This window comes from Actinoplanes sp. NPDC021490, from assembly GCF_055562135.1.
Genome location: NZ_JBVHFW010000021.1, coordinates 201,389 through 226,888, shown reverse-complemented (window position 1 = coordinate 226,888; position 25,500 = coordinate 201,389). Strand labels below are relative to the sequence as shown.

Annotated in this window: 25 protein-coding genes; 13 read left to right on the top strand and 12 right to left on the bottom strand. The window is 70.1% G+C overall.

The genetic code is table 11. From position 1 onward, the window contains the following. Positions 1–120: 120 nt before the first annotated feature. On the top strand, positions 121–1,296 hold the full coding sequence (locus tag ACZ3I4_RS40805) for an alpha/beta hydrolase (protein ID WP_465387472.1): 1,176 nt from the start codon (positions 121–123) through the stop codon (positions 1,294–1,296). Positions 1,297–1,370: 74 nt separating this feature from the next. Beyond that, the gene (locus ACZ3I4_RS40800) at positions 1,371–1,973 is read left to right on the top strand and encodes a TetR/AcrR family transcriptional regulator (protein WP_465387471.1); all 603 of its coding nucleotides are present in this window, start codon (positions 1,371–1,373) and stop codon (positions 1,971–1,973) included. Positions 1,974–2,035: 62 nt separating this feature from the next. On the opposite strand, the gene ACZ3I4_RS40795 is transcribed toward ACZ3I4_RS40800, so the two are convergent. From ACZ3I4_RS40795 to ACZ3I4_RS40780, 4 genes are all read right to left on the bottom strand, one after another. Further along, complete coding sequence (locus ACZ3I4_RS40795) at positions 2,036–2,578, bottom strand: nuclear transport factor 2 family protein (RefSeq protein WP_465387470.1); 543 nt, start codon at positions 2,576–2,578, stop codon at positions 2,036–2,038. Between the two features lie 104 nt (positions 2,579–2,682). Continuing rightward, a complete protein-coding gene (locus ACZ3I4_RS40790; protein ID WP_465387469.1) occupies positions 2,683–3,342 on the bottom strand; it encodes a response regulator in 660 nt (219 codons plus the stop codon). Next, positions 3,339–4,496 (bottom strand): sensor histidine kinase, encoded by a 1,158-nt coding sequence (locus ACZ3I4_RS40785; RefSeq protein ID WP_465387468.1) that lies wholly within the window; start codon positions 4,494–4,496, stop codon positions 3,339–3,341. Before ACZ3I4_RS40785 ends, ACZ3I4_RS40790 begins: the two co-directional genes overlap by 4 nt. Further along, positions 4,493–5,329 (bottom strand): lysostaphin resistance A-like protein, encoded by an 837-nt coding sequence (locus ACZ3I4_RS40780; RefSeq protein ID WP_465387467.1) that lies wholly within the window; start codon positions 5,327–5,329, stop codon positions 4,493–4,495. The genes ACZ3I4_RS40785 and ACZ3I4_RS40780 overlap by 4 nt, the downstream gene beginning before the upstream one ends. Before the next feature lie 305 nt (positions 5,330–5,634). On the opposite strand from ACZ3I4_RS40780, the gene ACZ3I4_RS40775 reads away from it, so the two are divergent. From ACZ3I4_RS40775 to ACZ3I4_RS40760, 4 genes are all read left to right on the top strand, one after another. Further along, entirely contained in the window at positions 5,635–6,321 is a 687-nt protein-coding gene (locus ACZ3I4_RS40775; RefSeq protein ID WP_465387466.1) for a hypothetical protein, read from the top strand. 206 nt (positions 6,322–6,527) lie between these two features. Beyond that, positions 6,528–7,841 carry a Na+/H+ antiporter NhaA gene (gene nhaA / locus ACZ3I4_RS40770; protein ID WP_465387465.1) on the top strand — a complete coding sequence of 438 codons (1,314 nt, stop codon included), beginning with the start codon at positions 6,528–6,530 and terminating at the stop codon, positions 7,839–7,841. 108 nt (positions 7,842–7,949) lie between these two features. Beyond that, on the top strand, positions 7,950–8,876 hold the full coding sequence (locus ACZ3I4_RS40765; RefSeq protein ID WP_465387464.1) for an ABC transporter ATP-binding protein: 927 nt from the start codon (positions 7,950–7,952) through the stop codon (positions 8,874–8,876). After that, positions 8,873–10,507, top strand: a complete 1,635-nt coding sequence (locus ACZ3I4_RS40760) for an ABC transporter permease (protein ID WP_465387463.1) — start codon at positions 8,873–8,875, stop codon at positions 10,505–10,507. Before ACZ3I4_RS40765 ends, ACZ3I4_RS40760 begins: the two co-directional genes overlap by 4 nt. Before the next feature lie 15 nt (positions 10,508–10,522). On the opposite strand, the gene ACZ3I4_RS40755 is transcribed toward ACZ3I4_RS40760, so the two are convergent. Next, positions 10,523–11,128 (bottom strand): TetR/AcrR family transcriptional regulator, encoded by a 606-nt coding sequence (locus tag ACZ3I4_RS40755; protein WP_465387462.1) that lies wholly within the window; start codon positions 11,126–11,128, stop codon positions 10,523–10,525. Between the two features lie 120 nt (positions 11,129–11,248). On the opposite strand from ACZ3I4_RS40755, the gene ACZ3I4_RS40750 reads away from it, so the two are divergent. The 3 genes from ACZ3I4_RS40750 (at position 11,249) to ACZ3I4_RS40740 (ending at position 14,695) form a co-directional block, all read left to right on the top strand. Beyond that, complete coding sequence (locus ACZ3I4_RS40750) at positions 11,249–12,064, top strand: SDR family NAD(P)-dependent oxidoreductase (RefSeq protein ID WP_465387461.1); 816 nt, start codon at positions 11,249–11,251, stop codon at positions 12,062–12,064. An 83-nt stretch (positions 12,065–12,147) separates the two neighbouring features. Further along, entirely contained in the window at positions 12,148–13,347 is a 1,200-nt protein-coding gene (locus ACZ3I4_RS40745) for a WD40 repeat domain-containing protein (RefSeq protein ID WP_465387460.1), read from the top strand. A gap of 115 nt (positions 13,348–13,462) precedes the next feature. Beyond that, entirely contained in the window at positions 13,463–14,695 is a 1,233-nt protein-coding gene (locus tag ACZ3I4_RS40740) for an NYN domain-containing protein (protein WP_465387459.1), read from the top strand. A 10-nt stretch (positions 14,696–14,705) separates the two neighbouring features. Here the strand turns inward: ACZ3I4_RS40740 and ACZ3I4_RS40735 are convergent, their stop codons facing one another. From ACZ3I4_RS40735 to ACZ3I4_RS40725, 3 genes are all read right to left on the bottom strand, one after another. Beyond that, on the bottom strand, positions 14,706–15,542 hold the full coding sequence (locus ACZ3I4_RS40735) for a hypothetical protein (RefSeq protein ID WP_465387458.1): 837 nt from the start codon (positions 15,540–15,542) through the stop codon (positions 14,706–14,708). Positions 15,543–15,606: 64 nt separating this feature from the next. Further along, positions 15,607–16,062: a hypothetical protein gene (locus ACZ3I4_RS40730; protein ID WP_465387457.1), complete on the bottom strand. Its 456-nt coding sequence runs from the start codon at positions 16,060–16,062 to the stop codon at positions 15,607–15,609. Next, positions 16,059–16,682, bottom strand: coding sequence for a hypothetical protein (locus ACZ3I4_RS40725; protein ID WP_465387456.1), 624 nt, complete (start codon positions 16,680–16,682; stop codon positions 16,059–16,061). The genes ACZ3I4_RS40730 and ACZ3I4_RS40725 overlap by 4 nt, the downstream gene beginning before the upstream one ends. Positions 16,683–16,844: 162 nt before the next feature. Between ACZ3I4_RS40725 and ACZ3I4_RS40720 the strand changes: the two genes are divergently transcribed. Then, positions 16,845–17,927, top strand: coding sequence for a glycoside hydrolase family 19 protein (locus ACZ3I4_RS40720; RefSeq protein ID WP_465387455.1), 1,083 nt, complete (start codon positions 16,845–16,847; stop codon positions 17,925–17,927). Positions 17,928–18,058: 131 nt separating this feature from the next. Next, entirely contained in the window at positions 18,059–19,675 is a 1,617-nt protein-coding gene (locus ACZ3I4_RS40715) for a methyl-accepting chemotaxis protein (RefSeq protein ID WP_465387454.1), read from the top strand. A 9-nt stretch (positions 19,676–19,684) separates the two neighbouring features. Here the strand turns inward: ACZ3I4_RS40715 and ACZ3I4_RS40710 are convergent, their stop codons facing one another. After that, entirely contained in the window at positions 19,685–19,915 is a 231-nt protein-coding gene (locus ACZ3I4_RS40710; protein WP_465387453.1) for a hypothetical protein, read from the bottom strand. Positions 19,916–20,196: 281 nt separating this feature from the next. Between ACZ3I4_RS40710 and ACZ3I4_RS40705 the strand changes: the two genes are divergently transcribed. Together ACZ3I4_RS40705 and ACZ3I4_RS40700 are read left to right on the top strand one after the other, a co-directional pair. After that, positions 20,197–21,315 (top strand): helix-turn-helix domain-containing protein, encoded by a 1,119-nt coding sequence (locus tag ACZ3I4_RS40705; RefSeq protein ID WP_465387452.1) that lies wholly within the window; start codon positions 20,197–20,199, stop codon positions 21,313–21,315. Further along, positions 21,312–22,469 carry a hypothetical protein gene (locus tag ACZ3I4_RS40700; RefSeq protein ID WP_465387451.1) on the top strand — a complete coding sequence of 386 codons (1,158 nt, stop codon included), beginning with the start codon at positions 21,312–21,314 and terminating at the stop codon, positions 22,467–22,469. The genes ACZ3I4_RS40705 and ACZ3I4_RS40700 overlap by 4 nt, the downstream gene beginning before the upstream one ends. Here ACZ3I4_RS40700 and ACZ3I4_RS40695 read toward each other — a convergent pair. From ACZ3I4_RS40695 to ACZ3I4_RS40685, 3 genes are all read right to left on the bottom strand, one after another. Then, entirely contained in the window at positions 22,396–23,505 is a 1,110-nt protein-coding gene (locus ACZ3I4_RS40695; protein WP_465387450.1) for an MFS transporter, read from the bottom strand. The genes ACZ3I4_RS40700 and ACZ3I4_RS40695 overlap by 74 nt on opposite strands. A gap of 93 nt (positions 23,506–23,598) precedes the next feature. Further along, entirely contained in the window at positions 23,599–24,546 is a 948-nt protein-coding gene (locus ACZ3I4_RS40690; protein ID WP_465387449.1) for an aldo/keto reductase, read from the bottom strand. Then, positions 24,543–25,406 (bottom strand): helix-turn-helix transcriptional regulator, encoded by an 864-nt coding sequence (locus ACZ3I4_RS40685; RefSeq protein ID WP_465387448.1) that lies wholly within the window; start codon positions 25,404–25,406, stop codon positions 24,543–24,545. The genes ACZ3I4_RS40690 and ACZ3I4_RS40685 overlap by 4 nt, the downstream gene beginning before the upstream one ends. Between the last annotated feature and the right edge of the window lie 94 nt (positions 25,407–25,500).

Genomic DNA, 25,500 nt, shown 5'->3' with positions numbered 1-25,500 from the left:
GCCCTCTGCAACGCCCGCTGAGTCGTACCGGCATCCCGCCGCATGTGGGGCCGCACCCAATGATCGACGGGCGCGGCCCCACTGCGGCGATGCCGGCATTGCCGAAGAGAGAAGAGAGACATGAAGATCGCTTTCCTGACTATCGCCCTCATCACCGCGGGTCTGGGGATCGCCGACGCCACCGGGCCCGCCGCACCCTCCGGCTGGGCCGGCATCACCCGCGAGCAGGTGCGGATCGACCTCGGCCAGGGCTGGGTCACCAAAGCCGAACTGACCTATCCGAGCGCCGCCCGGGGCCGACTGCCCGTGGTCGTGTTCCTGCACGGCAGCGGACGCAACGACATGAACCAGACTCTGCCGGGCGGCAAGGGCTCGACCTTCGTCGGGCTCGCGCAGGCCGCCGGCCGTACGGGCTACGCGACTCTGCGTTTCAACAAGCGTGGCGTGACCGACATCGGGCCGGTACGGACCACCGATCCCGCACAGCTGGAGCCGGAGCAGCCCTACCATCGCACCCAGCAGGACGCCGCCGCGGTGCTCCGGTTCGCGGCCAGGTCGCCGCGGGTCGATCCGTCGAAGATCTTCCTGCTCGGCCACAGCGAGGGCACCAACGTGGCCGCCAACCTGGCCGCCGATCCCAAGAGCTTCGGCATTCCGAAACCGGCCGGGGTGGTCGCGATGGCGGTCCTGGGCAAGCCTGTCAAGCAGTTGCTGACCTTCCAGGTCCACGGCCGCCTGCTGCTGCAGCTGCATGACGAGTTCGACCTCGACGGCGACGGCCGGCTGACCGCCACCGAGGCGACCGACGGCCTGGTGGGCCAGCCGCCGCCGGTCGCCGACCTGTTCCGCTCCGTCCTGCTCGACGGCGCGAAGGTCAAGGCCGCCACCGACCGGAACCGGGACGGCCGGATCGCCATCGACACGGAGGCGGGCGCGGTGCTGCGCGAGATCACCGGCATCGACGCGTACCCGAACCTTCCCGGCCTGGACCCCTTCCTGGTCAGATACATCAAAGACCTCAGCCGTTTCCCGTACGTCGCGATGGCGCTGCCCCGGTTCTCCGGCCCGACGCTCCTGCTCAACGGGGAGAACGATCTCGAGACCCCGGCCCGGGCGGCGCTGGCCGTGGACGCGGCGGTAGCGGCGGCCGGCCACCGGGACCACAAGGTGGTCGTCTACCCCGGCGTCGGGCACACCATGAACGTGTCGCCCAAGTACGCCGACGAACTGGGCGAGCCGGACCAGCGGGTCGTGGCCGAAGTTCGAGGATGGCTCGAGGCGCACCGCGGCGCCTAACGTCGTTAAGGTGGCTGTGTCGTGACGGCGCCGCGGCCCGGCGCCCGGAGCAAGTTCGAAGCGAGGTGACAACTGTGCCGACCGGCACCCGGCGGGCCCGCGAACGGGCGAGCACGCGCGAACGGATCATCGAGGCCGCCCTGCACGTCCTGGAGACGGAGGGCGCCTCGGCGCTGACGATCCGGCGCATCGCCACCGACGTCGAATACTCCGCACCCGTCGTCTATCAGCACTTCGCCAACAAGGACGCTCTCGTGCTGGAGCTGGTCGCCCACGGCCACCGCCTGATGGTGTCCGAGCTCCGGCCGGCCGCCGAGGAACCCGACATCGATCGGCGCACGCTGCGGCTGGCGTCCGAGTACGTCCGGTTCGCCGGCCAGCACCCGCACCTGTATCAGGTCATGAACGGCGATGCCGTCGACGCGGACGAGCGCCGGCGCGCGGCCGCCCCCGCCGTCGGCGTCCTGAAGGAACTGCTTACCGCCTGGTCGGACGCCCACGGCGTGGTCCTGGCCGATCTGGACGATGCCTGCGACATCGTCTGGGGCACGTTGTACGGCATTGCGTCACTCGGCCACCTGGGCACCGTCGGCAATGAGCGCGCCCGGCGCCTCGCCCAGGAGGCGCTGCGTACGTTGCTCCGCGGCTGGCAGACCGACCTGTCGCCAGAGGCATAGGCACAAAAAATAGCTCCGGCCCGGTTCCGTGGAACCGGGCCGGAGCTGTATTCAGGACGGCCTCAGTTGCCGGTCGGGGTCCAGTCCGTGGGCAGGCCGGAATCGCTCAAGATCTCACCCCGGTTGTAGTAGTCGGCGCTCGACCGGATCAGGTTGCCGCGCAGCCGCAGCACGGTCACGGCCGGCACCGCGAACGGACGAGGCGCGCCGACGATGTGGCCACTGAACACTCCCTCCACCACCACCTCGTCACGCCCGCGGATTTCGGCCGTCACCTCGAACCCGAAGTCGTCGATGAGCTGATGGGAGCCGGTCTCCCATTCCGTGACGCCGTCACGACCGCGGAACACCAGGTTGAGAGCGCGGTCGGTGTAGACGGCGTCCTTGGTGTAGAGGCGAGCGAGATCGCGGGTGTCGGTGGTCATCCACGCGGCGGCCCAGCGCCGCCCGATCGTCGGCACTCGATCGCTGGGCTGCGCATGCTCGACCCCCGACGGCACATTCTGCTTCCTCGGGGACGCCGCCGAGGAGCCTGCCGCCCCGGCCAGGAAAGCCGCAGCCGTTGCTACCGCAGCAAGACCGGAAACGAAGTTACGCGTACGCATGGGAATCTCCTTGTTCTGTGGTTTTCTAACAGCGTTAGATCTTCTAACAACGTTAGGTTAGGTGCGGCCGGACAGGAGTGTCAATAGATGACGGAGCGGACGGCTCAGGTCACCAGGCCGCGGCGGTACGCGTACACGACGGCCTGCACCCGGTCACGCAGGTTGAGCTTGGTGAGGATGCGGGACACGTACGTCTTGACCGTCTCGTGGCTGATCACCAGGGCCGCGGCGATCTCGCTGTTGGACAGGCCCTCGGCAATGAGCCGGAGCACCTCCAGCTCGCGCGGGGTCAGCGCGCCGCCGTCCGGTTCGCCCTCGGCCGGCCGGATGCGGGCCGCGTACCGGCCCACCAGCTGCCGGGTCACCTCCGGGGCCAGCAGCGCGGCGCCCGTCGCGACCGTGCGGATGCCGTTGAGCAGCTGTGCCGGTGGGGCGTCCTTGAGCAGGAAGCCGCTGGCGCCGGCGCGCAGCGCCTCGTAGACGTACTCGTCGAGGTTGAACGTCGTCACCACGAGGACCTTCACCGGCTCGGGGACCGCGGCGCCGGCCAGCCGGCGGGTCGCCTCGATGCCGTCGAGCACCGGCATCCGGACGTCCATCACGACCACGTCCGGCCGGAGCCGGGTGGCCAGGTCGATCGCCGCGCGCCCGTCGCCGCACTCGCCGACGATCTCCATGTCGGGCTGGGCGTCGATGATCGTCGCGAAGCCGGCGCGGATCAGCTCCTGGTCGTCGCAGACCAGCACCCGGATCGGCGTGGTCACGACGGGTTTCCGGCCGGGATCCGGGCCCGTACGAGGAAGCCGCCGCCGGCCTGCGCGCCCGCGCTGAAGTCGCCACCGAGGGCGGTGACCCGCTCGCGGAGCCCGGCGAGACCGCGTCCGCTGCCTCCCGGGGACGCGGCGGCGGATCCGGAGTGGTCGGTGCTGATCTCCACGGTCGTCTCCCTGCTTCCGTGGTGAACGTGAACCCTCGTGCGGCTGCCGTGCGCGTACTTCAGCGCGTTCGTCAGCGCCTCCTGCACCACCCGGTACGCCGCCAGCTCGGCGCCGCCGGTGGCCGCGGCCGGCGTGCCCTCCCTGACGAACTCGACCGGCTGCCCGGCCTGGCGGGAATGGTCGACGAGGGCGTCCAGGTCGACGACGGTGGGCGTACGAGGGTCGGCTGTGCTGTGGTCGGGGTTGAGGAGGTCGAGCAGTTGCCGCAGGTCGCCGATGGCCCGGCGGCCCGTGCCGGTGATCGCCGTCAAGGTCTGGTCCAGCTTGTCCGGGGCGGCCGTCAGGTAGCGCGCCGCCTCGGCCTGCACGACCATCGCCGTCACGTGGTGGGTGACGACGTCGTGCAGCTCCCGGGCGATGCGCGTGCGCTCCGCCGTACGGGTGGCCTCCTCGACATGGCGGCGGCGCTCGGCCTCGACGGCCCGGTTGCGGCGCAGCCACGCCCCGGCGCCCCACGCAAGCGCCATCAGCAGGTAGAAGGTGGTGAAACCGGCGACGCCCTCACTCGAGCCGCGCCGGTCGAGGGAGATCACCAGGGGCACGTACGCCGCCGAGGCGAGACCCGCGGCGACCCAGCGGTGCCGTTCCAGGTGGGCGCCGGCGCTGAGGAGCGCGACAGCCAGTCCCGTACCCGCGACGGTGTGATAGCCGCGGAACTGGTCGATCAGAAAGCCGAGCGACACCAGGGCGAGGCAGAGGGCCGGCCACCGTCGGCGAACGGCGAGCGGCAGAGCCTGCAGGGCGACGACACCGACGGTCAGCGCGTCGTACGAGCGGTCCGGGAGGTTGCCGAGCTGCGTGCCCTGCCGCTCCAGGGCCGGCACCGCCGCCGCGAGGGCGAGGGCCAGAGCGAGCGGGAGATCCCGGACCGTGATCGGCCACCGCCGCCACAGTTCCGGGAGCCTCCGGAGGCTTGTCACTGGGAAACTGTATCGGTTGCCGGGGTCTGCGCCGCGCGGCGACGGCGCGGGACGATGTGCCCGCGGCGCTTGGCCAGCCACAGGAACACCACGGTCAGCACCACGCCGGCCAGCACCGCGTACAGGCTGCCCTCCGGCCCGAAGTCGCCACCGCTGACCGCGGCCGGCCCCGACATCGAGGCCTCGAGCAGCCCCTTCGAGTCGCCGTTGCCCGAGACCACGACGCTGAAGAGGCCGCCGGCCGCGAAATTCCAGCCGAAGTGCAGACCGATCGGCACCCACAGGTTGCGGGTGGCGGCGTAACAGGCGGCGAGCATGAACCCGGCCTCGATGGCGATGGCGGTCGCCCCCCACAGGCTGGCGTCCGGGTTCGCCAGATGCATGGCGCCGAACACCACGCCGGTCAGAGCAAGAGCGATCCAGGTGCCCGTACGCTCCTCGATGATCCGGAACAGCACTCCCCGGAACAGCAGCTCCTCGGTGACCGCTGCGGCCGCCATGAACCCGAGCAGACCCAGCGCTCCGGTCGGCGAGCCCAGGCCCTCGACGTGGTAGCCGCCCAGGAACGCGATGTTGGCGATGACGGCCGCGAACATGGCGAACCCAATGAGCGTCCCGCGGCCCAGCTTCCCGCCCCAGCCGTCCAGTCCGAGCTCGGCCGGCTCGCGTCGCTCGGTGTGCCGCACCACCCACCGGTAGACGACCACGCCCAGCACGGCCGTCGCAGCGCCGATGGCCAGGGTGAGGAGGAAGTTGCCCTCGACGGCGGCGACGCCCTGCCCGCCGACGACGGCGACCGCGAGAACGGCGAGAAGCTGTTTGACGAATCGCATGATGACTCCTTCTCAGGCCGCGACCGGGGCGCCGCGGACATGAAGAAACCTATGGATTCAGGCCGCCACAATCGTCACCGTGCGGTGGACACTTGCGGGTAGCTCGCACGGGGGACAAGGTCCCCGCCGCCGCTTGGCACATGCGGTTTCTCCCCGATCTCCACTGCGGTCGGCTCTGCCGAACGGTCATCGGCCGGTGATCTGTTCGGCGCTCGAGGTTGACCGTTAGGCCAGGTTCCGATGTGGTCCAAATCGGGTTTTTCCTCTCGTAAGGCATCACGCCATACGGTACGAAAGGGATCGCAATGAACAAGCTCACCCGCGCCATCACCCTGGGAGGGTTCGGCGTGCTCACCGCCTTGACCGTTGGCATGGGCCCGGCCCAGGCGGCTCCGGCCGCGCCCGCGGCACCGGAGAGCAAGACCACGGCCAGCCAGAACATGTGGCGTGGCGAGAGCCAGATCGTTGGCTTCTACCGCTCGCTGCGTGACTGTGAGCTGGCCGGCATCTACGGCGAGCGGACCGGCGCCTGGGACGACCACGACTGCAACATCGTGCGGGTCGGCATGCGCCGGGGCGCGTGGGCCCTCGAGGTCGCCGACTACGACAACTGGGGCTCGTTCGGCTTCGGCCGGCCCTTCCAGGTCGTCCGGGGCTTCCCGACCCAGTTCCGGCCCGTCTGGGCCGGCCAGTTCCGGCAGGCTCGCCCGGGCCAGTTCCGGCACTTCCGGCCCGGTTCGCACCGCAACGACTGGGTCCGGGACCGGGACCGCCGCCACGGCGGCTGGGACCACAACGGCCGCGGTGACCGGGACCACCACGGTCGCGGTGACAACAACGGCCGGGGCGACCGGGACCACAACGGTCGTGGCGACAACAACGGCCGTGGCGACAACAACGGCCGTGGCGACAACAACGGCCGTGGCGACAACAACGGTCGCGGTGACAACAACGGCCGTGGCGACAACAACGGTCGCGGCGACCGGCACTGACACAGTGACACGCGTGTGAGCGCTGGGCATCCCAAGCTGGGGTGATGCCGAGCAACGCACGAGTCAACCTGGGGTCGTTGGGCGTTGTCGGCCCGGCGGCCCCAGGCCTTTGCCTGCCGGGTCCGGCCGGACAAGGTAGGTTGCAGGCAGGTGTGCCGGGAAGGCTGGTCGGCGATGTTCTCGCCGTGCCCTGCCGAAGGAGTCCCGTGACCGCGACACCACCGACCCGTCCGACCCGCCACCTCTTCGGCCGTGGCACCTGGCCGGAGGTCAGCCGGATCGGCGACATCCTGCGTGCCGAAACCGTCGGTGGAGCTCTTCTGCTCGGTGCCGCCGTGCTGGCGCTGGTCTGGGCGAACTCGCCCTGGTCGGAGAACTATCAGGATCTCGTCGCCTGGAAGGTCGGGCCGCATGCGCTGCATCTGGACCTGACTCTCGCCCAGTGGGCGGGCGACGGGCTGCTGGCGATCTTCTTCTTCGTCGCCGGCCTCGAGCTCAAACGCGAATTCGTCGCCGGTGATCTCCGCGATCCGCGCCGGGCCGTGATGCCGGTCGCCGCCGCGGTCGGCGGGATGGCCGTGCCCGCGGTGATTTATGTGGCCGTCAACGGGAGCGCCGAGGGTGGGGCGTTGTCCGGGTGGGCCGTGCCGACGGCCACCGACATCGCGTTCGCCCTCGCCGTCCTCGCGGTGATCTCCACCCACCTCCCGGTGGCGCTGCGTACGTTCCTGCTGACCCTCGCGGTGGTCGACGACCTCCTCGCCATTCTGATCATCGCGGTCTTCTACACCAGCTCGCTGTCCCTGCTGCCGCTGGCCGCGGCGCTGGTGCCGCTGGCGTTGTTCGCGGTGCTGGTGCAACGGCGAGTCCGTTCGTGGTGGCTGTTGCTGCCGTTGGCCGCGGCCACGTGGGCGCTGGTGCACGCCTCCGGGGTGCACGCCACAGTGGCCGGGGTGCTGCTCGGCTTCATGGTTCCGGTGGTGCGCCGCAGCGGCGGGGAGGGTCCCGGTCTGGCCGAGCACTTCGAGCACCGGTGGCGGCCGTTGTCGGCCGGGTTCGCCGTGCCGGTCTTCGCGTTCTTCGCCGCGGGCGTCTCGATCGCCGGTGCGGGCGGTCTGGGGGAGACGCTGCGGGACCCGGTGACGATCGGCATCATCGCCGGTCTCGTGATCGGCAAATGCGCCGGCGTGCTGGGGTCGACCTGGCTGGTGCAGCGCTTCACCCGAGCCACCCTCGGCGACGGGGTGAGCTGGTGGGATGTGCTCGGTCTGGCGCTGCTGGCCGGGATCGGGTTCACCGTGTCGCTGCTGATCGGTGAGCTTGCGTTCGGCGTGGGCAGTCCGCAGGACGAGCACGCCCGGATCGGGATCCTGGCCGGGTCGCTGATCTCGGCGCTTCTGGCCACAGTGGTGCTGCGGGCTCGTAACCGCCACTACCGGCAGTTGTGCGCGGATGAGGAACGGGACACCGACGCCGACGGCATCCCCGACTTCTGGGACGACGACACCGTACGACCCTGACCCGGTGCCGGGCCTTCCCCGCGGATCCGGGACAGGCGTACGGTGAGCCACAGGTGTGCCGGGAAGTCTGGTCGGCGGTCATATCCACGCGACCGCGAAGGACTTCCCGTGACCAGACTTCCCGTGACCAGACTTCCCATGACCAGCGATCTTGCGCTGCGCACTGCCGGCCTGACCAAACGGTACGGGCGCCTCACTGCCCTCGACGATCTCAACCTCGAGGTTTCGGCTGGTGAGGTGTTCGGGTTTCTCGGCCCGAACGGCGCCGGCAAGTCCACCACCATCCGCCTGTTGCTCGGACTGGCTCGCCCCACCGCCGGGCACGCCTGGGTGTTCGACGTCGACGCGGCCGACGTCGCCCGCGCCCACCGGCTGCTGGCCTACGTCCCCGCCGACGTCGCGTTGTGGCCGCAGCTCACCGGCGCTGAGATCCTGCACCTGCAAGCGGCCACCGGCCCCGGCACAGACCCGGCCTACCAGGCTGAACTCGCCGAGCGTTTCCAGTTGGACCTGTCGAAGCCGGCCCGCACCTACTCGACGGGGAATCGGCAGAAGGTCGCGCTGGTCGCCGCGTTCGCCACGCGGGCCCCGCTGCTGGTCCTGGACGAGCCGACCAGCGGCCTCGACCCGTTGATGGAGCGTGAGTTCCGCAGCGCGGTCACCGGGGCCCGCGACCGGGGGCAGACGGTGTTCCTCAGTTCCCACCAGCTGGCCGAGGTCGACGCCGTGTGCGACCGGGTCGCGATTCTGCGGGCCGGCCGGCTGATCCAGGTGGCGCCGATCGGCGAGCTGCGTGGTCTGCACCGTTCCGAGGTGAGCCTGACCTACACCGGGCTGCCGCCGGAGTTGGACAGCGTCGGCGGAGTCCAGGACGTGCAGCAGCCGGGGGAGGGCCGGCTGCGGTTCACGCTGACCGGGTCACCGGGGCCGGCGCTGGCGGCGCTGGCCGGTGCCGACGTCACCGGCTTGGCCGTACGGGAACCCAGCCTGGAGGAGATCTTCCTCGACTACTACGGTTCCGAGGCCGTCCGATGACCACTATGACGGTGCCCGCCACGGCCGCCGGCACGATCGTTGCCGCAGCACCCGGCCAAGCTGTCACCCGCCTCGCGGTGCGGCAGATCCGACGCAGCGGTCTCATCGTCATCGCCATCCCCGCCGCGATGACCGCGCTGGTCGCCGCGACCTACGCGCAGGTGATGGCCGACCCCGCGGCGGCCCGTGGCCTGCAGGCTCTGGCCGCCAACCCGGCCATCCGCACCCTGTTCGGCGCCCCGACCGGGCTCGACACCGCCGGCGGGTTCACGGTGTGGCGGGTCGGCACCGTCATCGCGGTCTTGCTGGGCGCCTGGTCGATCCTCGCCACAACCCGGATCACCCGTGGCGAGGAGGACGCCGGCCGCTGGGATGTGCTCCTGTCCGGCCGCCTGACGCTTCGTGCCACCGTGATCCGTCATCTGGCTGCGGTGATGGCAGTTCCGTCGGCCATCGCCATCAGCACCACGGCTGTCCTGCTGGCCGCCGGCACCCCTGCGGCCGGGGCGATCATCCACGGCGCCGGCACCGGGTTGCTGGGAATGTTCTTCGCCGCGGTGGCCGCCCTGGCCGCGCAGGTCTTTCCCGCCCGGTCACCCGCGACCGGCACGGCCGTGACGGTCCTGGGCGTCGGCCTCCTGGCCCGCATGATCGGCGACGGCATCACCGCACTCGGCTGGCTGCACTGGACGTCACCCTTCGGCCTGCTCGCTCTGAGCGGCCCGTACGTCCACAACCGGACCTTGCCGTTGCTGGTGCTCACCGTGGCCACCGTGCTCGTCACCGTGGCGGCATTGTTCGCGGCCGACCGTCGTGACGTTCAGGGTGGCCTTGTTCCAGCCGCTCACGGCCGGCGCCCTCGCACGCTCCTGCTGGCCAGTGTGGAAACCTTCGCCGTCCGGCGGGTGCTGCGGCCGTTGACCGGCTGGATGATCGGTATCGGCGCCTACTACCTGCTGATCGGGCTGACGGCCGTGTCGGTCACCGACTTCCTGCGCGACAATCCGGCTCTGGCCGGTGAGGCAGCGCAGGCGGGCTTCGCCGGTCTGGGCGCCATCAGCGGGTTCACCGCGACCCTGTTCGCGATTCTCGCCATGCCGATCGGCGGTTTCACCACGGTCCGGCTGAACGCGTTGATCGCCGCCGAATCCGACCGGCGGCTGACCCTGCTGGCGAGTCAACCGGTGACCCGGATCCGGCTGATCGGCGCGGAAACTGCCGTCACCGCCGCAGCCGCAGCGGCCCTGGTCACCGCCGCCGCCCTGCTCACCTGGACGGGCGTACGCGTGATGGGCGGCGAACTTCCCGTGGACGCCGCACTGCGAGGCGCCTGGAACGTCCTGCCGATCGTGGCACTCAGCCTCGGCGCGGCTGTCTTCGCCGCCGGCTGGGCTCCCCGCTGGACAGGACTCCTGGGCGGCCTTCCCGCTGTCGGCGGGTTCCTGCTGCTGGTTGTCGCCGAGAGCGTCGCCGCACCGAACTGGGTGCGCGACATCTCGCCGTTCGCCCACCTGGCCCCGGTTCCGCTGACCGGCCCTGACATGACGGCCACGATGGTCATGCTCGCGATGACGGCCGTGCTGAGCGCCGTCGGCGTCGTCGGGTACGGCCGTCGAGATCTACGCTTGTGAACCCTGAGGCGGGGATCAGTCCGGTGCCGCGGCTCGCGGAATCTGCCCATGCAGCACCGCGTGCAGAATGCGGGTCAGGTCCGCCTCCGAGGGGGCGCTGTCGTGCACCTGCTCCCACATCACCACGGCCTGGAAGAGGACGTAGGCCAGGATCGGCGGGTCGCTCGCCGGGCTCAACTCGCCCCGGACTACCGCACGCTCCAGCGCCCGGTGGAACGGCGCCAGGGTGCGCGCGTTCGCGGCCCGCACCAGTTCCTGCAGCTCGGCGGCCCCGGTGGTGGCCGCCGTGATCATGGCGCGGCCTTCCGGGCGGGCCGCGTTGTCCCTGATCAGGGTCATCAGTTCGAGCAGGTCGCCGGACAGTGCGCCGGTGTCGGGATCGGTGTCGTAGCGTTCGAGCAGCGGCTCGACGACCGCCTGCAGCAGCGCCGCCTTCGAAGGCCAGCGCCGGTAGATGGTCGGGCGGCTCACCCCCGCCGCCTTGGCCACGGCGTCGATGGTCAGGTTCGCGAACCCGGTGCGGGACAGTTCGGCCAAGGTGGCGGCGCGGACATTTTCCACCACCTGGGTGCTGCGCGGGCCCCGCTGGATCCCGCGGGTGCGCCGGTTCGGTTCGGTCATCAGGTCCTGACCCTAGCCAACTGATGTCGGCCAGCAAATGTATACACACTGTTGCCATTTAGCCGCAGGAGACCTAACGTCGGCAGTCGCATCGCCCGACCCGAACTGGAAGGCACCTCCGTGACCACTGCCGACGTATCGAGCAAATCCCTGGCCGACCTCATCTCCCTCGCCGGTCGCCGGGCGGTCGTAACCGGCGGAGCGCGCGGGCTGGGCAAGGCGATCGCCCTGCGCCTGGCCGAGGCGGGAGCCGACCTGGTGATCGGTGACATCGAGGAGGGCCTGGCCGTGACCGCCGCCGAGGACATCGCCCGGCTCCACGGTGTGCGAGCCGTCGGCTGTGCCTTGGACGTCACGGACACGACGTCGGTCCAGGCTGTTGCCGACCGGGCCGTCGCGGAACTGGGCGGCCTGGAGATCTGGGTCAACAACGCCGGCATCTTCCCCAGCGTGCCGCTGCTCGAGATGACCGACGAGATCTGGGACAAGGTGATCGACGTCAACGCCCGGGGCAGCTTCGTCGGCGCCCGTGAAGCCGCCCGGCGAATGACGGACGGGGGCGGCGGCGGTGTCATCGTGAACGTCATCTCCACGGCGGGGTTCCGGGGGAGCGCACCGGGTCTGGCGGCGTACGTGTCCTCGAAGCACGCCGTGCGCGGACTCACCCGGGAGCTGGCGCTGGAACTGGCGCCGATGGGCATCCGGGTGCTCGGGGTGGCGCCGAGCCACGTCCCCACCGAGGGCAACATCGCCGCGGCGGCCGCTTCCGGGGTCTCGGCCGAGGAGCTCTCGCAGATGGCGCTGATGATGACCGGCCCCATCGGGCGGGCCGGGGTTCCGGACGACATCGCCCGGGTCGCGCTGTTCTGCGCCTCCGACCTCTCATCGTTCATGACGGGCAGCACCCTGCTGGCCGACGGCGGAACCACCGCCTGAGCTGCGGGTCCGGCGCAACCCGGCTGGATGAATCGTCCGTAACACGCCGAAAATTCTGCGAACCGGGTAGTTACGGTGCCGTTGTGACTACCAAGAGAGATCGTAAAGACACGAGAAGTGACCGTACGGTCGGCGGTCACCGGCGGCACGCCGGATGGGCTGTCGCGGTGGCTCTGATCGGGCTGCTCGCACCCCCGGCCGCCGCCGCGCAAGCAAACCCGCAGTCCGAGCCGGCCGTGAGTGCCGCGGCCGCCCGTGCCCGCAATGTGGTGCCCGGCGCGGCCGGTCTCATCGCCCTGCGCCCGGACGGAAAGGTGTTCGCCACCGCCGGCAAGGGGGCCGTCCGGCAGTGGACGTTGGCCGGGCGCAAGGCCGGGCCGGCCGTCACCGTCGCGAACGGGCCGGTCAACTCCATCGCCTACAGCGCGGACGGCAAGCTGCTGGGCGTGGCCGGCAACGGCGGGGTCTCGCTCTACGAGGCCGCTACCGGAGAGCAGGCCACGCCGTCGCTGACCGGTCACGTCGGGCCGGTGCGCTCGATCGCTTTCAGCCCGGCCGGCCTGCTGGTGGCCACGGCGGGCGACGACGGCACGGTCCGGATCTGGGATGCCACCACCGGGGACGCGCTGCGCACCCTGAAGGGTCACGCCGGCGCGGTCCGGTTCGTCGTGTTCAGCCCGAAGGGCGAGCGCCTGGCCACCATCGGCGCCGGCGACGACCACACCGTACGGCTCTGGCAGGCCTACACCGGCCGGCCCATCGGCAAGCCGCTGACCGTGAGCCCCGGCCCGGTGTACGCGGTGAGCTTCAACCCCAGCGGGAGGCTGCTGGCCGCCTCGGGCGGCGGCAACGTCGTACGGGTGTGGAACTCGGCCACCGGCAAGCCCGCGGGCAAGGCGTTGACCAGCAGTACCGGGCCTGTGCTGGCCCTCACGTTCAACCGCGGCGGGAAGCTTCTGGCCACCTCGTCGGGCGGGGACAACACCGTACAGCTGTGGAACATGGCGACCCGTGAGCCGGCGGCCGAGCCGCTCACCGGTCCGTCCGGCCCGGTGCGGGCGATGCGGTTCAGCCCGAACGGGAAGCTGCTGGCCACGGGCAGCGACGACGGGGCCGTACGGGTGTGGAACGCCGCGACCGGAACCGCGGTGGGCGGGCTGCTGATCGGGCACAAGGGCGCCGTGTGGGCGCTGCGGATCACCCCGGACGGCAAACGCCTGATCACCGCGGGCGCCGACAACAAGGTCCGGCTGTGGCGCGTACCGGCCAAGAACGCGGCCTGACTTGAACGACCCGAACTGAGAAAGAGGCCCGATCCCGGCGGATCGGGCCTCTTCCGCGTTCGGCCGGTGCGTCGGACAGCGGGCGCGGGGCCGGGCCCATTGGTAGGTTGCGAGCGTGGGTCATGTCCGAGCAGCGCTCTATCTCGACTTCGACAACGTGTTCGGCGGGCTCTTCCGGCTGGATCCGGAGGCGGCGGTGCAGTTCGCCAGCGATCCGGGGGGCTGGTTGCGCCGGATGTCGGTGACGGCGACCACGGACGCGCCGCGGCGGTGGCTCGTGCTGCGCTGCTATCTCAACCCGGCCGGGTGGGTCTATCACACCGACCAGTCCGGCGAGCAGACCCGGCTGTTCTTCTCCAAGTTCCGGCCGTGGTTCGTGCGCGCCGGATTCGACGTGATCGACTGCCCCCGGTACAGCGGGACGAAGAACGCGGCCGACATCCGGATCGTGGTCGACGCCGTCGACGCGCTGTCGGCCGACACCCGGTACGACGAGTTCGTCATCGCGTCCGGCGACTCCGACATGACGCCCCTGCTGCAGCGCCTGCGCCGCTCCGACCGGCGCACCATGATCGTGTCGCCGGCCGACGCGGCCGAGGCGTTCACCTCGATCGCCGACCACGTGCTCGACAGCCAGCAGCTGCTGGAGCTGGTGCAGGGCGAGCCGGTCGAACTGGACGAGGACGAGCCGTTCGCGGTCGACACCGAGCCCGGCGAGACGTACGAGACGTTCCGCGAGATCGTGGCCGGCGAGTACGCCGCCGCCACCGAGCCGCTCAACATGGCATCGCTCGCCGCCCGGCTGCGGGTCCAGCTCGGCCAGACGATCACCGACAGCAACTGGTTCGGGTTCGGCAGCTTCGCCCGCGCCGTGGCCGGGCTCAAACTGCCGGACCTGCGGACGTCGCAGCTCTTCCTGTGGGACGACACCCGCCACGCCGCCCCCGAGCCGGGCGCGACCACGACGCAGAGCCCGGCCCAGCCCGAGCCGGTCGAGCGTCTGGCCGCCCAGCTCGACCTGCCGAGGCTGCCGCAGACGTGGTGGCCCGCGATCTACGAGACCCTGGCCGCGTACGTCGACACCCACCGCTTCAACCTCACCCAGTGCACCAGCTGGTCGCGTGACCGGCTGCGCGACCAGGGCGTGCCGGTCAGCCGGGGAGCGGTCGCTTTCGTCGTACGCGGCGCGGCATTCGGCGGGTGCCCACTGTTCCGCCTGCCCCCGCCCACCGCGGCCGAGATCGGGGCGGCGTTCGTCGACAACGTGCTCAGCCGGGCCGAGTCGGTCGACATGACCTTCACCGAGGACGAGACCACGACCGTACGGGGATGGCTCCTCGACAAGTAGGAACCGCAGGTCATGCCCCCGGAGTGTCCAGCCAGGGAACTGGGTGGGGAACGCGATGCCACCACCAGCCGGCCTCGGGCGGCAGCGGGCCCGTCTCGGCGGCGAGCGCCCGGCCGCCATCGTCCTCGGTCAGGTCGCGGAAGCGACCATCCACTTCGGCCAGGGCACGAGCCGCTTCGGGCCGCGCCTGGACAGCGGTCGCCAGGTCGTCGCGAATCCGCAGGTCCTCCCGGTAGTAGTCGGCCGGATACCAGCCGTCGGGCGGCCAGCCCTCGGCCAGGCGGGAAACCATGCCCTCCCACGCGCCGAGCCACATGGTCACGTTTCCGGCCGCTCCGGCACCAAGTTCCTCGACCAGCCGATCCCGTACGGGCGTCGGCATCCGGTATTCGCGGATGACCTCGGGAATCGGGGCCACGGGCAGGCCCGGCAGCGCGGCAACGGGATGTTCGACGGCGTCGATGCGGTACGCGGCGGGCAGGTTGTCGTCGCTGTCCTGCTCGTAGATGCGCGCACGGGTGCGCCGCCCGTCCGGCCCGACCACCCAGAAGGCGCTGGGCGGCAACGGCAGCGACCGATAGGCGACCACCGTCTTGAGACGCGCGGCCAGCCAGGCCGCAGCAACCGACTCGGGCGGCGGCCCCACCACGGCCACGCTTAGGTAGGCGTCAAGATGCCAATGCAGCTCGCCGGCGAGGGGCGAAACGGTGCAGAGAACGGCCGCGTCCCAGTCGCGGTCCTCGAGCGCGACGTCGACCGCCTCTGGCGTGAGCGAGAGCATCTCGGCGAGCGCGGCCGCGAGCGCCCCTCGATCCAGCTCACCGAAGATCCAAAAACCGTAATTCACGGCGCCACCGGGCGCCTTTCCCGGGTAGGAACCGCGTACCTGCGGAACATGACGGTGGGTGGGTCTACCAGGACTTGGCCCAGTCGGGTGGCGGGACGACCTTCAGGCCGGGCTCGCCGGGGATGGGCTCCAAGGCGTACAGGATGGTCAGGTCGTCGTTGTTGGGATCGGTCATTACCCGACCGAAGCTTCCGTCGGCGGCGACCAGGAACCAGTAGTCGGGCGCCGGGCTGCCCTCGTCGAGCAGGGCCCGGGTGCGGGCGATCCGGCAGATGGCCTGGGCCAGCTCGAGGGGCGTGGCCCGGGTCAGCTCCTGCAGCTTGTCGCCGGCGGCAAGCTCGTGACCGAACGGACCGTCCGCGGGCGTGATGAGCACGATCGGGTCGGGGCCGGGATGGGAGTTGAGCTGCTCGTACGCGCCTATGTAGATCAGCTCGGGCGCGATGTTGTAGACCGTGTGCAGTGCCTGGCGCAGCGCTTCGGCCGGAGTGCTGCTGTCGAAGTAGATGCCGTACGTCATGCGCCACCTCGGTAGCTCTTGTGGTGCTGGAAGACCTCGAGGGCCATTGTCCAGGCCGCCTCACTGACGCTCGGGTCGCGGCGCAGGGTCTCCCGTGCTGCGGCGATGTCACCGTCGTGGCCGATCACAGTCTTGAGGACCTTGTATTCGGAACGGTTGAGGTTGGCGAAGCCGGGGCCGTCGACCGGGAAGGTCGTCCCACCGGGCTCCACACCGTAGGTCCGGCCGTTGACCTGATAGCGGTTGGTCGGCTCGTCCCAGGTGCCGCGGCCCGCGGCGATGTCGGCCAGGTCGCCGGGGACATCGGTGCCGGGCAGCACGATGGTGTTTTGAGCGTTGCTGCGGCTCTTGAGCTTGATGCTGTTGAGATTGTGCCGTCCGGGATTGGGCGGTTTCAGAGGCGTCCTGGCCGCCGGCCCGGTCACCGTGCTGGGCCCGCCACCGCTCGCCGGAGCTCCCTTGTCGGCTCGGCCGCCGTGAACCGTGGTGGTCAGCTCGGCCTGGGCGGCCGCGATGCTGTCGGCGTTGCCGCCGCCGGCGCTGCCCCGGGAGCGAGGGTGGGGTGGGGGTGGGTCGCCGCCGTCGCCGCCGCCCGGGGAGTGCGGGCGCGACTTGGGCATCGGGAGCCTTCCGGGGGCGACGAGTCTGGGGCGTCAGGTAGCGGGGGCTGTCTTGCCCGAATGGGTAAAGATTGTTAACAGATATTGACCGGGCTCCAGGACATTTGCTTGTGTCAATGTGTCGCGCGCGCCCACCATCCCCCGGCGCTCGAAAGGTCCGCCATGAAGAGAAAACGTCTGGTGACGCTGCTTGCTGTGTTGACGCTGGGCATTGTCGGCGCGGTGGTGCCGATGACGGTGTCCCAAGCGGCCGCCGCGTGCGTGACCCCCTACAGCAGCAGCGCCGTCTACACCAACGGCATGACTGCGTCCTACAACGGCCGCAACTGGACCGCCAAGTGGTGGACCCAGGGTGAGGCGCCGAGCACCGGCGGCTCCAACGTCTGGCAGGACAACGGCGCCTGCGACGGCAACAGCGGTGGCGGCGGTGGCGGGACCACCAACTGCAACTATCCGGACTGGGTCGCCGGTCAGTATTACGCGGCGGGCGCGATCGTCCGCTACACCAATGGCCAGTATTACCAGGCCAGCCACGAGAACCCGGGCTACGACCCGGTCATCAGCACCTGGTACTGGTCGCCCTACACCTGCAGCGGTGGCGGTGGCAACAACGGCGGCGGCGGTGGCAGCGGGTTCGTCGTCTCCGAGGCCCAGTTCAACTCGATGTTCCCGAGCCGGAACGGCTTCTACACGTACGCCGGTCTGACCGATGCCATGAAGAAGTATCCCTCGTTCGCCACCTCGGGCAGCGACACCGTCAAGAAGCAGGAGGCGGCCGCCTTCCTGGCCAACGTCGGGCACGAGACCGGTGGGCTGATCTACATCGACGAGATCAACCAGGCCAACTGGCCGCACTACTGCGACTACTCACAGCCGTACGGGTGCCCGGCCGGTCAGTCGGCGTACCACGGTCGCGGTCCGATCCAGCTGAGCTGGAACTTCAACTACTACGCGGCGGGCAACGCGCTCGGCGTCGACCTGCTCAACAACCCGAACCTGGTGGCCACCAACTCGTCGATCTCGTGGCAGACCGGTCTCTGGTACTGGATGACCGGCACCGGCGCCGCGGGCACGACCTCGCACAACGCGATGGTCAACGGCAACGGCTTCGGTACGACGATCCGCGCCATCAACAGCATCGAGTGCAATGGCGGCAACACGGGCCAGGTGCAGAGCCGGGTCAACCTCTACACCCGTTTCGCCGGCATCCTCGGCGTTCCTACGGGCGGCAACCTGACCTGCTGACCTTCCTTCGATGACGGTGCTGCCGGGGCAGGGAAAACCCGGCAGCACCGTACTTTCCTGATTTCGGGTTCGTCCCGTACCAAATCGGTGTTCGCTGACAGAGGCATAGAACTCCGGATCGGGAGCCTCTTGTGGCGGCTGACAACAACGGTGGACGTTTGCGGCGTCTGCTCACTGACCGGCGGGTCGGAACGAAGATCATGATTGCGGTGGCCGCGGTGACCCTGTTCAGCGTGGTGGACGGGGTGGTCGCGCTGCGCAGCCTCGGGGAGACCAACGATCAGGTCGCCGCGGGGTACGAGCACAGCCTCGAACTGGAGGCCGTCGGCAACTTGCGGGCCGCGGTCAATCGCACCTGGCTGGCCGTCGGTGACTACCTGCTGGCGGTAAACGAGGCCGGCCGGACCCAGGCAAGATCCGCGCTGATCGGCGCCGAGCAACAGGTCGAGGAGTCCGCCCGCACGTTCGCGGGGCTGGGCATCGGGCCGGAGATGCGCGCCACCGAAGCTGATTTCAAGACCGCCTGGACCGGGTACGTCGATGTCCTGGACGGCCGGGTGATGACCGCCGCCGCTCTGCGCGACCGGGCGGCGCTGCAGACCGTGCGAACCGGGGCGCTCGCCGACGCCATGAACGATGTTCGCACCCCGCTGACCACCCTCATCGACCTCACCGTACGGGTCGCGGCCGATCAGCAGCACCGGGCCGAGAGCCGCTACCAGTCGACGAAGTGGCTGGTCATCGCCATCCTGATCGGCGGCGGCCTGCTCGGCCTCGCGCTTTCGCTGGGCATCACGCGGTTGATCGTGCGCCCGCTGTCGCACTGCGTGAAAGCTCTGGAGAGAGTCGGGACGGGCGATCTCACCGTACGGGTGAAGGTCGACAGCGCGGACGAGGTCGGGCGGATGGCTCAGACGCTCAACCAGACCGCGGAGGCGATGGCCGGAACCGTGGGCCGGGTGCATTCCAACTCCGACCTGCTCGCCTCCGCATCCGAGCAGCTGTCCGCGGTGTCGGCGCAGCTGGCCGCGTCCGCGGAGGAGACCGCGGCCCAGGTGAGCACGGTCTCCGACTCGGCCGGCCAGGTCTCGCAGGGCGTGCAGGCGGTGGCGGCCGGCACCGACGAGATGGGCGTGTCGATCCGGGAGATCTCGAACAGCGCCAACGAGGCCGCCGGGGTCGCCGCCGAGGCCGCCCGCACCGCCGAGTCGACCAACACCAGCGTGGCCCGGCTCGGCGAGGCCTCCGCGCAGATCGGCACGGTCGTCGCCCTGATCACCTCGATTGCCGAGCAGACCAACCTGCTCGCGCTGAACGCGACGATCGAGGCGGCCCGCGCCGGTGAGTCGGGCAAGGGGTTCGCGGTGGTGGCGTCCGAGGTCAAGGATCTGGCCCAGGAGACCGCCCGGGCCACCCAGGAGATCACCTCCCAGGTCTCGGCCATTCAGGACGAGACCGGGAACGCGGTGCAGGCGATCCAGCAGATCGCCGAGGTGATCGGCACGATCAACGACTACGCCACGACGATCGCCGCGGCCGTCGAGGAGCAGACGGCGACGACCGCGGAGATCGCCCGCAGCGTGGGTCAGGCGGCGCAGGGCTCGGGCAGCATCGCCGAGAACATCACCGGTGTGGCGCAGGCGGCCCACCAGGTGACCTCGGGCGCCACCGAGACCCAGCAGACCGCCTCGGAGCTGGCCCGCACGGCCGCCGACCTGCAGAGCACGGTTTCGACGTACCGCCTGTGACGGCGGCGTTCAGGTCAGGATGTGCAGGACGCCGAGCACTGTGGTGACCACGATCGTGGCCTTGAGCAGCCAGAAGGCGTGATCGACGAGGAGCCGGAGGACCGGGACCGCGGTGGTCAGCACCGCGGCGAGGGTCAGGGCGCAGGCGGAGGAGTAGACGGTCAGTTCGGTGCGGGAGGCTTCCGGGGCGGGTTCGGCCCCGCAGGCGGTGACGAAGACGAGCAGAGCGATCGCGAACATCAGGCACCGAGCGAGATCCCGACGAGGGTCGGGGCGGCGCCTGCGGCGGGCGGTCGGAAGAGTTCGGCCGGCTGTCAGTCGAGAGACCTCAAGGTTCATCTCGCGCCCCCTGAACTTCAGGAAACTTCAATGAAGTAAGGCTATGCCACAGCGAAGACGTGAATCTTCGTTCAATCACGTTCTCGGCACAGTATGTACGGCTCAGCATTTTGCGTAGCGCAAGCTTGCGGGTCGGACCTAAACTTCTGCGGCGTTCCCTGAAGTTCAGTGAAGGGTGCGACATGGAACCGGCAGAGCGGCCCGAGACACGTCTGGCGCGACGTCTGCGCGCGCTTCGCCACCAGCACTGGCCCGACCTGCGGATCACTCAGCAGCAGGTGGCCGAGGCGCTGGGCGGCGAGAGCCCGCTGAGTCTGTCGCTGATCTCGTCGTGGGAGTCCACCCGTAAGCCCGTCGTGCCCCCGGTGAGCCGCCTCGCCCAATACGCGCTGTTCTTCGCGAGCCGGCGCACAGTCGAGCCGGAGCCCGCGCGGTTGCTCGACGAGCACGAGCTCATTGAGGAGGAGCGGGTCCTGCGCGACGGGCTGCACACCGAACTGCTGAGCCTGCGCTCGTTCGACGGCCAGCCCGACGAGAGCGGCGTGTTCGGCCCGCGCCAGGTCACGCTGGCCGGTCCGGGCGACGACACGATCGGCGGCGGCACGTGGTTTTTCCCCGATCAGCGGCCCATCATCATCGTCAGCGGCAGTCTGCCCAAGCGATTCCGCGAGCGCATGCCCTATACGGACGTGAAGGACCCCGATTACGTACGGTCATTCAGCCTGGCCGATCTGGATGCGTTGATCGAATTGCACGGTCATATCCGGGCGGTCAACCCGGCGGCCGAGGTGCGCGTCCTCAAGTCGGAGGAGATGGGCGAGGACGACTTCACGTCGCACCTGGTGCTACTCGGCGGGGTGGACTTCAACTCCGTCAATCGGGACGTTACTCAGCGCCTTGACCTGCCGATTCGTCAGCAGATGCGGCCCAGCGACTTGGATTCGGGCTTTTTCTCGTCGGCCGACGGAACAACCTTCGAGCCGGTCCTCGATCAGGCGAACGGCAGCCTGGTGGAAGATGTCGCCTATTTCTTTCGGGGAAAAAGCCCGTACAATGCTCGCCGAACAGTAACACTGTGTAATGGCCAATATGGCCGCGGAACCTACGGCGCCGTTCGAGCGTTGACCGACGCGAAGTTCCGGGATCGGAACGAAGAGTTTGTCCGGAGTCGCTTTCCGGGCGCGCAGGCTTTCAGCCTCCTGATGCGGGTCCGGATCAATCCGAACGGAGCTGCGGTGACCCCCGACTGGACCCAGGCGGAGAACCGGCTGCACGAGTGGTCGTCCGACGGTGAGGCGTGAGCGAGAGCGCCCATCATCTGTCGCACCGGGGCCTGATCAGCGCCTCGGCCTCCGGCGACCTCGGCGTAGCCGTCGACGCCATCATCGTGCCGAGCGCCCGCTACGAGGTGTCGCTGCGTGAGGCCGCCCGCCTGGCCGCCGAGCTGAAGTGCGTCCTGCTGGTGCTGTCCAGCAAGAGCTCGAAGGCTCAGGAGGTCGCCGACTTCCTGCGGGATGTCGAGGCCGACGTCGTCGCTGTCGACTTCCCCGAAGCCCCGATCGCCAAGCTGCCGGTGCTCGAGACGTCCACGATCCTCGACAAATCCCGGCTGCGGCGGCGCACCGACACGAGCGCCAAGCGCAACCTCGGGCTGGTGTTCGCGCGGCTGGCCGGCTGGAAACGCGTCGTCTTCCTCGACGACGACATCCTGGTGCCCGCGGCCGACGACCTCCGGCGCGCGGTCGCCCTCCTCGACACGTGCGACGCCGTGGGCCTGCGGATCGACGGCTTCCCCGACAACTCCGTGGTCTGCCACGCCAACCGGGAGACCGGGGAGCCGCAGGACACGTTCCTCGGCGGCGGCGCGATGGCCGTGGCGGCGGACCGGATCGACTCCTTCTTCCCCGAGATCTACAACGAGGACTGGTTCTTCCTCATCGACGACACCGCGCTAAGGCCGGTGGGTCAAGCGGGCGTGGCGGTGCAGAAGGACTACGACCCGTACGCGAACCCCGACCGGGCCCGCGACGAGGAGTTCGGGGACGTGCTGGCCGAGGGTTTGTTCGCGCTGTTCGACGACGGCGGGAAGATCGGCGACGCGACCGCGGCGTACTGGGAGGCGTTTCTGGCCGCCCGGTTGAAACTGATCAACGACATCAAGCAGCGCTGCGGAACCGACCCGGCCCGCGAACAGATGCGGACCTCCCTGGTCGCGGCGAGCGGCCGCCTGCAGATCATCGATCCGCGGGACTGCGTCGTCTACATCGGAGCGTGGCAGCGCGACCGGGAGGCCTGGCGCCGTTTCATCCGCGGGTTCCGGCCGATCCGCCGGCCGGCCGACCCGATCGCGGAGGCTCTGCGGCGGCTCGGGCTGCGGCGGGTCACTCCGCGGCGCCGGCCCGGCCCAGCGACGGCGCCAGCAGCGCGACGACGAGTGCCAGTGGGAGCAGGGTGAGCATGGCGGCGCCCAGGCCGGTGGCGTGGGCCAGCCAGCCGATGCCGAGCGGCCCGAACACGCTGGCGCTGTAACCGACCGCGGTCATCCCGGCGACCGCCGACGACGTCGCGGCGTTCCCGGCCGCGCTCAGTGCCGCCGGGAACACCCAGCAGATGCCGACGCCCCAGCCCAGCGCGCCGATGAAGGCCCACGGGCCGGCGTCGGCCAGCACCACCAGGCCGATGCTGAGGCCGGCCGTGACCGCCCCGGTCCGGACCACCCCGGCCGCGCCGACCCGGCGGTGCGGCCGCTCGGCGAACAGACGCCCGGCCGCCATGGCCGTCACGAACAGGGTGTATCCCAGGGCGGCGCCGGTGTGCGACAACCCGCGCTCCTGGTTGAGGAAGACGGCGAGCCAGTCACCGGCCGCGCCCTCGACGATCGCGCCGCAGAAGATCAGCGCGCCGATCGGCAGCAGCCGCCGGAACGGCCACCGCCGCGGCGGGCGGGATTCCTCCGGTTCGCTGTCCTTGACCGGGCCGAACGCGCGCAGGCTGAACACGCAGAGCCCGGCCGTGAGCACGCAGACCGTGGCCAGGTGCGGCAGCAGCGGGACGGCGAACCGGGTCGCGGCGAGACCCAGCCCGGCGCCGGTCATGCTGCCGATGCTCCACCAGCCGTGGAACCGGCTCATCAGATGCTTGTCGAGCCGGGTCTCGACCGCGTGGCCCTGCACGTTCATGCCGGCGTCCCAGGCGCCGCTGCCCAGCCCCATGATCAGCAGCGTGATGGCCAGGGTCGGCGCCGACCGGCTCAGCGCGATCGCGAGCAGCGAGGCCAGCGTCACGGCGAACCCGAAGATCAGCACTCGGTGACTGCCGTACCGGTCGCACGCGGCGCCGGTCAGCAGCATGGCGGTCAGGGTGCCGAGGCCGAGCATCAGCAGGGCGGCGCCGAAGCGTACGAAATTGGCCTGGGTCTGCTCGAGAATCGGTGGAAGCCTGGACATCCAGGACGCCTGCGTGGCACCGCTGAGGGCGAACACCAGACTCACGCCTCGAGTGGCCCGCACAAGTCACCCCCGTCGATGACTCTAACGGGGGCGACTACAACTCGCGGATCATGCGAGCGCGCAGAGTAATGATCCCTACGCGGTGACGCGGGCGGAGACGTCGTCGAGCGCGGCGACCTCGTCGGCCGAGAGGTCGAGGGTGGCCGAGGCGATCAGCGCGGGGAGCTGCTCGGTCGAGCGGGCGCTGGCGATCGGGGCGGCGACATTCTTTCGCGTACGCAACCAGGCGAGCGCGACCGTGGCCGGCTCGACCTCGCGGGTCCCGGCGATGTCGGTGAGCACCTTGATCACGGCCAGGCCGTCCTCGTTCAGGTACTGCTTGGCGCCGCCGCCGCGGGGACCGCTCGCCAGGTCGGCCTCGGTGCGGTATTTGCCGGTCAGGAAGCCGCTGGCCAGCGCGTAGTACGGCAGCACGGCCAGGCCCTCGGCCTCGGCGACGGGGGCGATGTCACGCTCGTACGCCGTCCGCGCGACCAGGTTGTAATGCGGCTGCACGGCCACGGGCAGCGCGTACCCGTTGCGCCGGGCCACCTCGAACCACTCGCGGATGCGCTCGGCGCTGTAGTTGGAGACGCCGATCGCACGCACCTTGCCCGCCTTGACCAGGGCGTCGAACGCGCCGGCGGTCTCCTCGAGCGGGGTGTTGGTGTCGTCGTAGTGCGCGTAATAGAGGTCGATGTAGTCGGTGCCGAGCCGGGCCAGCGACGCGTCCGCCGCGGCCGCGACGTTGGCGCCGGACAGACCCCTGAACTGCGGATGCTGGCTGACCTTGGTGGCGACGACGACGCGATCACGGTTGCCGCGGGCGGCGAGCCACGAGCCGATGATCTTCTCGGATTCGCCGCCGGAGTTGCCGGGCACCCAGGCCGAATAGCCGTCCGCGGTGTCCACGAAGTTGCCGCCGGCCTCGACGAACGCGTCCAGAACCCGATGCGACGTGGCCTCGTCGCTGGTCCAGCCGAACACGTTGCCGCCGAGGTTCAGCGGGAACACCTCGATGCCGCTGCTGCCCAGAGTGCTCATGGTCGTCCCTTCGAAATCTCATCCGATACGACCGGTGCAATACCCGTGGCCTGCGAAAGATGCCCGAGCAGGGTGAGTTTGTCGCCACTGGGCGTGCCCGGCTTCGCGTGATAGATGACCAGCATCTGATCCTTCGCGCCGCCGACGGTGAGCTTCTCGCGGTTGACCGTCAGCTCGCCGACCTGCGGATGGTCGATGCGCGTGGGCGCACCCTCGCGGGTGTGCACGTCGTGCCGCGCCCACAACTGCCGGAACTGCTCGCTGGCCAGCGACAACTCGCCGACCAATTGCACGAACCCCGGGTCGTCGGTGTCGTTCCCCACCGATTCCCGGAAACCGGCGACCATCCGCACCGTCGCCTTTTCCCAATCCGGATAGAGGGCGCGTTCGGCCGGGTCGAGAAACACGTCACGCAGACGGTTGCGACCCGCCCGGAGACACGGCGACAGGGCCTCGGCCAGCGAATTGGCCGCGAGCACATCGAAATAGCGGCCCTCGACGAAAGCGGGAAGACCCAGAACCTCGAGCAGTTCCCGTACGCCGGAGGGCACGACCTCGCGGCGGGGGCGCCGGGGCCGGCGCGGCTTGGGAGCGGCCAGCCCGATCAGGTGGTCGGTGGATTCCTCGTCGAGCTGCAGAACGCGGGCCAGGCTCTCCAGCACCGGCACCGACGGATTGCGGTCGCGTCCCTGCTCGAGACGCAGGTAGTAGTCGCTGCTGATGCCCGCGAGCAGGGCCACCTCCTCGCGGCGGAGACCGGCCACCCGGCGTACGCCGTGGGTCCGCAAACCCACCTCGTCGGGGCGAACGAGCGCACGGCGGGCGCGGAGGAACTCGCCGATCGGGTTGGACTCGCTCATGCGATTCACGGTAATCCGGCGTACGGGAAAGGAAGGTGTCCCTGTCACTCCCAGGATCGGTGGAGTGCTGGTTGGCGCCGCGGAGACAGCGAAA

Excerpts from the sequence above, each read along its gene's own strand:
- ACZ3I4_RS40805 (WP_465387472.1), top strand. The coding sequence starts at position 121 with ATGAAGATCGCTTTCCTGACTATCGCCCTCATCACCGCGGGTCTGGGG.
- ACZ3I4_RS40795 (WP_465387470.1), bottom strand. The coding sequence starts at position 2,578 with ATGCGTACGCGTAACTTCGTTTCCGGTCTTGCTGCGGTAGCAACGGCT.
- ACZ3I4_RS40780 (WP_465387467.1), bottom strand. The coding sequence starts at position 5,329 with ATGCGATTCGTCAAACAGCTTCTCGCCGTTCTCGCGGTCGCCGTCGTC.
- ACZ3I4_RS40775 (WP_465387466.1), top strand. The coding sequence starts at position 5,635 with ATGAACAAGCTCACCCGCGCCATCACCCTGGGAGGGTTCGGCGTGCTC.
- ACZ3I4_RS40760 (WP_465387463.1), top strand. The coding sequence starts at position 8,873 with ATGACCACTATGACGGTGCCCGCCACGGCCGCCGGCACGATCGTTGCC.
- ACZ3I4_RS40755 (WP_465387462.1), bottom strand. The coding sequence starts at position 11,128 with ATGACCGAACCGAACCGGCGCACCCGCGGGATCCAGCGGGGCCCGCGC.
- ACZ3I4_RS40730 (WP_465387457.1), bottom strand. The coding sequence starts at position 16,062 with ATGACGTACGGCATCTACTTCGACAGCAGCACTCCGGCCGAAGCGCTG.
- ACZ3I4_RS40725 (WP_465387456.1), bottom strand. The coding sequence starts at position 16,682 with ATGCCCAAGTCGCGCCCGCACTCCCCGGGCGGCGGCGACGGCGGCGAC.
- ACZ3I4_RS40720 (WP_465387455.1), top strand. The coding sequence starts at position 16,845 with ATGAAGAGAAAACGTCTGGTGACGCTGCTTGCTGTGTTGACGCTGGGC.
- ACZ3I4_RS40710 (WP_465387453.1), bottom strand. The coding sequence starts at position 19,915 with ATGTTCGCGATCGCTCTGCTCGTCTTCGTCACCGCCTGCGGGGCCGAA.
- ACZ3I4_RS40705 (WP_465387452.1), top strand. The coding sequence starts at position 20,197 with ATGGAACCGGCAGAGCGGCCCGAGACACGTCTGGCGCGACGTCTGCGC.
- ACZ3I4_RS40690 (WP_465387449.1), bottom strand. The coding sequence starts at position 24,546 with ATGAGCACTCTGGGCAGCAGCGGCATCGAGGTGTTCCCGCTGAACCTC.
- ACZ3I4_RS40685 (WP_465387448.1), bottom strand. The coding sequence starts at position 25,406 with ATGAGCGAGTCCAACCCGATCGGCGAGTTCCTCCGCGCCCGCCGTGCG.